The organism is Roseateles sp. P5_E11 (assembly GCF_054049355.1).
This window is the reverse complement of sequence record NZ_JBFUMO010000489.1, coordinates 1-4430: the sequence shown is the minus strand read 5'-3', so window position 1 is coordinate 4430 and position 4430 is coordinate 1. Positions and strand designations below refer to the sequence as shown.

6 protein-coding genes are annotated in these 4430 nt (G+C 69.5%); 1 reads left to right on the top strand and 5 read right to left on the bottom strand.

Features of this window, described 5'->3' with window-relative positions:
- The 5 genes from ACXJKR_RS25310 to ACXJKR_RS25290 form a co-directional block, all read right to left on the bottom strand.
- Nucleotides 1-293: antibiotic biosynthesis monooxygenase family protein (locus ACXJKR_RS25310; RefSeq protein ID WP_457325177.1), on the bottom strand; the 293-nt coding region annotated here is incomplete at its 3' end.
- A 21-nt stretch (nucleotides 294-314) separates the two neighbouring features.
- Nucleotides 315-731, bottom strand: a complete 417-nt coding sequence (locus ACXJKR_RS25305; protein WP_056191978.1) for a VOC family protein — start codon at nucleotides 729-731, stop codon at nucleotides 315-317.
- A 7-nt stretch (nucleotides 732-738) separates the two neighbouring features.
- On the bottom strand, nucleotides 739-1170 hold the full coding sequence (locus ACXJKR_RS25300) for a hypothetical protein (RefSeq protein ID WP_056191980.1): 432 nt from the start codon (nucleotides 1168-1170) through the stop codon (nucleotides 739-741).
- A gap of 81 nt (nucleotides 1171-1251) precedes the next feature.
- The gene (radA, locus tag ACXJKR_RS25295; RefSeq protein WP_457325176.1) at nucleotides 1252-2616 is read right to left on the bottom strand and encodes a DNA repair protein RadA; all 1365 of its coding nucleotides are present in this window, start codon (nucleotides 2614-2616) and stop codon (nucleotides 1252-1254) included.
- A 269-nt stretch (nucleotides 2617-2885) separates the two neighbouring features.
- Nucleotides 2886-4055, bottom strand: coding sequence for an MFS transporter (locus ACXJKR_RS25290; RefSeq protein ID WP_457325175.1), 1170 nt, complete (start codon nucleotides 4053-4055; stop codon nucleotides 2886-2888).
- Nucleotides 4056-4170: 115 nt separating this feature from the next.
- Here ACXJKR_RS25290 and ACXJKR_RS25285 point away from each other — a divergent pair.
- A partial coding sequence (locus ACXJKR_RS25285) for a LysE family transporter (protein ID WP_457325173.1) occupies nucleotides 4171-4430 on the top strand: 260 nt, incomplete at its 3' end.

Sequence of the window (4430 nt, the reverse complement as noted above, 5' to 3'; positions counted from 1 at the left end):
ACCTTGGCCACGCGCAGCGTGTAGTGCTGGTACCAGTCGCTGCGGCCGGTGTCGCGCGCGATCTTGTGCTCGGCGTTGCGGCGCCAGGCGGCAATGTCCTCGGGGCTGCGCCAGTAGGAGACCGTGATGCCCAGGCCATCCTCGCCGCGGGTGCTCTCCACGCCCAGATAACCCGGCTGCTTGGAAGCCAGGGCCACCATGCGGTCAGCCATGTCGCCATAGCCGCCGTCAACGGGCGTGCGCTGGCTGGTGAAGATGACGGCGTAGTAGGGGGGCTCGGGCAGTGCGCTCATGGCGCACATCCTGCCACGCCGTCAGGCCGCTAGCGGCAGGCGGGTCACCTCGACGCTGTCGGCCGAGCGTTGCGTCGGCCCATGGTAGACAGCCTCGATGTTGTTGCCGTCGGGGTCCAGCACGAAGGCGGCGTAATAGCCCGGGTGGTAATGGCGCGGCCCCGGGGTGCCGTGATCGCGGCCGCCGGCGGACAGCGTCATCGCATGGAAGCGCCGGACCTCATCCTCGCTGTGGGCCTGGAAGGCCAGATGCACATGTGACACGCGGCCATCGGCCTTGTCGACGTAGAACTCGTCGGCGTAGAAGCAGCCCTCTGCTTCGCCGAAGGCCTCGAGCCGCCCGATGGCGTCCAGCGCCGCACGGTAGAAGCGCCGGCTGGCCGCCAGGTCGCTCACGCGCAGATGCACGTGGTCGAGCAGGCGGCCGCAGTGCTCCATATCCGTCCTACTTGGTTACTTTGAGCAGCACGCAGCGCACCCACTGGCCAGACTCCAGCGCGTCCTTGTGGCCGTTCAGGAACTGTTCGGCCGTCGAGTTGCGCGCGGTGAAGCACATGCCGTGCAGGATGCCCATGCGTGGCACGGGCCGCGACCATTTGCGCTCGACGACGCCGTTGAACCAGGACACCTGCTCATCGTCGCTGTCCACGTCGGCGCGGCCCAGCAGCAGCACGACCTCGTATTTGTCCTCGGTCAGCGGCTCGGCCGCGCTGGTCAGCACCTGCAGGCCGCCGTCGCTCATGTTCAGCACCAGGCCGGCCGGCCCCTGGCTGAACTGCACCGGCTTGAAGACCCAACCGGGCAGGGAGTCGGCATCGTGCTGGGCGGCCAGGAAATCGGTGCGGGCGTGCTGCCTGAGATTGGCGGGATCTGACATGAACGGGGTCCTCCGGTGCGAGGCCCCGATCCTAAGCAGACTTTGGCGTGGCGTGCACCATGGAAACCTGTTGTCTCAGTTTCAAATGAGCCCGCGCAAGACCTCGATGGCTTGCTCCACCCGCTCGACGGCATGGATGGTCAGCCCCTCGATGGCCTTCTTGGGCGCATTCGCCTTGGGCACGACGGCGACGCTGAAGCCCAGCTTGGCGGCCTCCTTGAGGCGCTCCTGGCCGCGCGGCGCGGGGCGCACTTCGCCGGCCAGGCCGACCTCGCCAAAGGCGATGAAGCCACGCGGCAGGGCCTTGCCGCGCAGCGAACTCTGGATGGCCAGCAGCACGGCCAGGTCGGCCGCCGGCTCGCTGATGCGCACGCCGCCGACCGCGTTGACGAACACGTCCTGGTCGCCGGTGGCCACGCCTGCATGCCGGTGCAGCACGGCCAGCAGCATCGCGAGGCGGTCACGGTCCAGGCCCACCGACAACCGTCGCGGGCTGACGCCGCCGCTGTCCACCAGCGCCTGCAGCTCGACCAGCAGCGGCCGCGTGCCCTCCAGCGTGACGAGCACGCAGCTGCCCGGCACGGGCTCGGCGTGGGTGGACAGGAAGATGGCGCTCGGGTTGGTGACGCCCTTGAGCCCCTTCTCCGTCATCGCGAACACGCCGATCTCGTTGACCGCGCCGAAGCGGTTCTTGATGGCGCGCACCAGGCGGAAGCTGCTGTGCGTGTCGCCCTCGAAATACAGCACCGTGTCGACGATGTGCTCCAGGACTCGCGGGCCGGCGAGCGCGCCTTCCTTGGTCACATGACCCACCAGCACGATGGCACAGCCGCGCGCCTTGGCCGTGCGTGTGAGCTGGGCCGCGCATTCGCGCACCTGGGCGACGGAGCCGGGCGCTGAAGAGAGCTGCTCGGAGTACAGCGTCTGGATGGAGTCGATGACGCAGAAGTCGGGCTCCTCGACGTCGATGGTGGCGAGGATGCGCTCCAGGCTGATCTCGGCCAGCACGCGCACCTTGGCGCCCGACAGGCCCAGGCGCCGCGAGCGCATCGCGACCTGGGCGCCACTTTCCTCGCCGGTCACGTACAGGACTTTCACGGTTTGCGACAGCGACTCGACCGCCTGCAGCAGCAGCGTCGACTTGCCGATGCCCGGATCGCCGCCGATCAGCACGACGCCGCCGGCCACGATGCCGCCGCCCAGCACCCGGTCCAGCTCTTCCTGGCCCGTGGGCGTGCGCTCGAAGTCGCTGGCCTCGATCTCGGAGAGTGTGGCCACCGGCTGGCTCTTGGCCAGCGACTGGTAGCGATTCTTGACGCCGCCGGTGGGCTCGGCGATGCCCTCGGTCAGCGTGTTCCAGGCGCCGCAGTGCGGGCATTTGCCCAGCCATTTGGCGTTGGTGCCGCCGCATTCGGTGCWGGTGTAGATGCTCTTGCTTGTCGCCATCAGCGCATTGTCTTAGGGTCTGCTGACACGGTGGCAATGGGCCGCGTTGTGACCAGAAGGGTCGCGAGCAAGGCGCAAAGCGGAGCCGGGTTGGGCACCCGGCGAGCATTTGCAACGCCGCGCGCGGCCTTTCTGGTCACAACCCTTCGGGAAGACCGGCAGCCAGGGGCCACTCGGCGTTGCACCGCTTGCCCGCACATGAGTGCGGGCGGCTCGTTGCGCCTTGATTGGCCCCTGGCTGCCGGCCTTCGCGGCCCATTGCCGCCGTGTCAGCAGACCCTGGGGCGCACCCAGGCTGTCAGCAGCAGTGCCGCGGCCAGCGCGCAGCCGGCCGAGAAGCCGAAGGCGACGGTGGCCGACAGGCCCTCCCACAGCCAGCCGAACAGCAGCGAGGCCGGCAGCAGCATGGCGCCCATGACGAGGTTGAGCCAGCCGAAGGCCGTGCCGCGCTGTTCGGCCGGCGCCAGGTCGGCCAGCAGCGCGCGCTCGACGCCCTCCGTCGCGGCCATGAAGATGCCGTAGAGGCCGAACAGCAGGTACAGCCGCCAGCCCGGCGCGGCCCACGCCGCCATGCCGATGTAGAAGGCGGCATAGGCGACATAGCCGGCCACCAGCAGGTGAACGCGGCCGACGCGGTCCGACAACCCGCCCAGCGGCACCGCGAACAGCGCCGCGACGCCCGACACCGCGGCCCACAGCAACGGCACCTGCGCCTCGGCGACGCCGAGCTCCTTGGCGCGCAGCAGCAGGAACATGTTGCTGGAGTTGCCCAGCGTGAACAGCGCGACGACGACGAGGTAGCGCCGCAGCGGCTGGGGCAGGCCAGCCAGCGTCCTGCTGAAGCGCGGTGGCGCGGTGGCCGGTGGCGGGGCTTCCCGCACCGCCAGCGTCAGCCCCAGGCAGAGCAGGCCGGGAATGATGGCCCACAGGAAAACCTGGCCCAGCGGCACGCCCGCACCCAGCAGCGCCCAGGCCAGCAGCGGCCCGATGACGGCGCCGGCGTTGTCCATGGCGCGGTGCAGGCCGAAGGCCAGGCCGCGCTGGCCGGGCACTATGTTGGCAGCGAGCAGCGCGTCGCGCGGCGCGGCACGCACGGCCTTGGCGATACGGTCGGTCAGGCGCAGGGCTAGCAGCATGGGCCAGCCGGTCACGAAGGCGATCAGCGGCCGCGCGATGCCGGCCAGGCCGTAGCCGGCGATGACCCAGGGTTTGCTGCKCCCGCTGCGGTCCACCATGATGCCGGCCCAGAGCTTGAGCAGGCTGGCCAGAGCCTCGGCCAGGCCCTCGATGAGGCCCAGCACCCGCGGGCCGGCCATCAGCACGCCGCTCAAATACAAGGGTACGAGGGGGTAGACCAGCTCGCTGGCGCTGTCGTTGACGAGGCTGATCAGGCCGAGCAGCCAGACGCTGCGCGGCAGCGAGAAAAGGGCCCTGAGCATCGGGGCATGTTATGTCCTGGGTGCCAGACCGCCCGAGCGCAGCGAGTAGCTCTGGCATCCACTGAGCAGGGGCGTGGGACACTCGGCGCCTTGCAGTTTCTCGATGGAGCCGGTCATGGAGTTTTCGGTCTGGTTGGCCTTTTTTGCCGCATCCTGGGCGATCAGCCTGTCCCCCGGCGCAGGTGCTGTCGCGGCGATGAGCGCGGGCCTGAGCCATGGCTTCAGGCGCGGCTATTTCATGACCTTCGGCCTCATCCTGGGCATCCTGACTCAGGTCGTCCTCGTCGGCGCCGGCCTGGGCGCGCTGATCGCGGCCTCGTCGCTGGGTTTTGCCCTCGTCAAATGGGCTGGCGTGGCCTACCTCGTCTGGCTGGG

Coding starts and splice junctions, on each gene's coding strand:
- ACXJKR_RS25305 (WP_056191978.1), bottom strand. CDS start 731: ATGGAGCACTGCGGCCGCCTGCTCGACCACGTGCATCTGCGCGTGAGC.
- ACXJKR_RS25300 (WP_056191980.1), bottom strand. CDS start 1,170: ATGTCAGATCCCGCCAATCTCAGGCAGCACGCCCGCACCGATTTCCTG.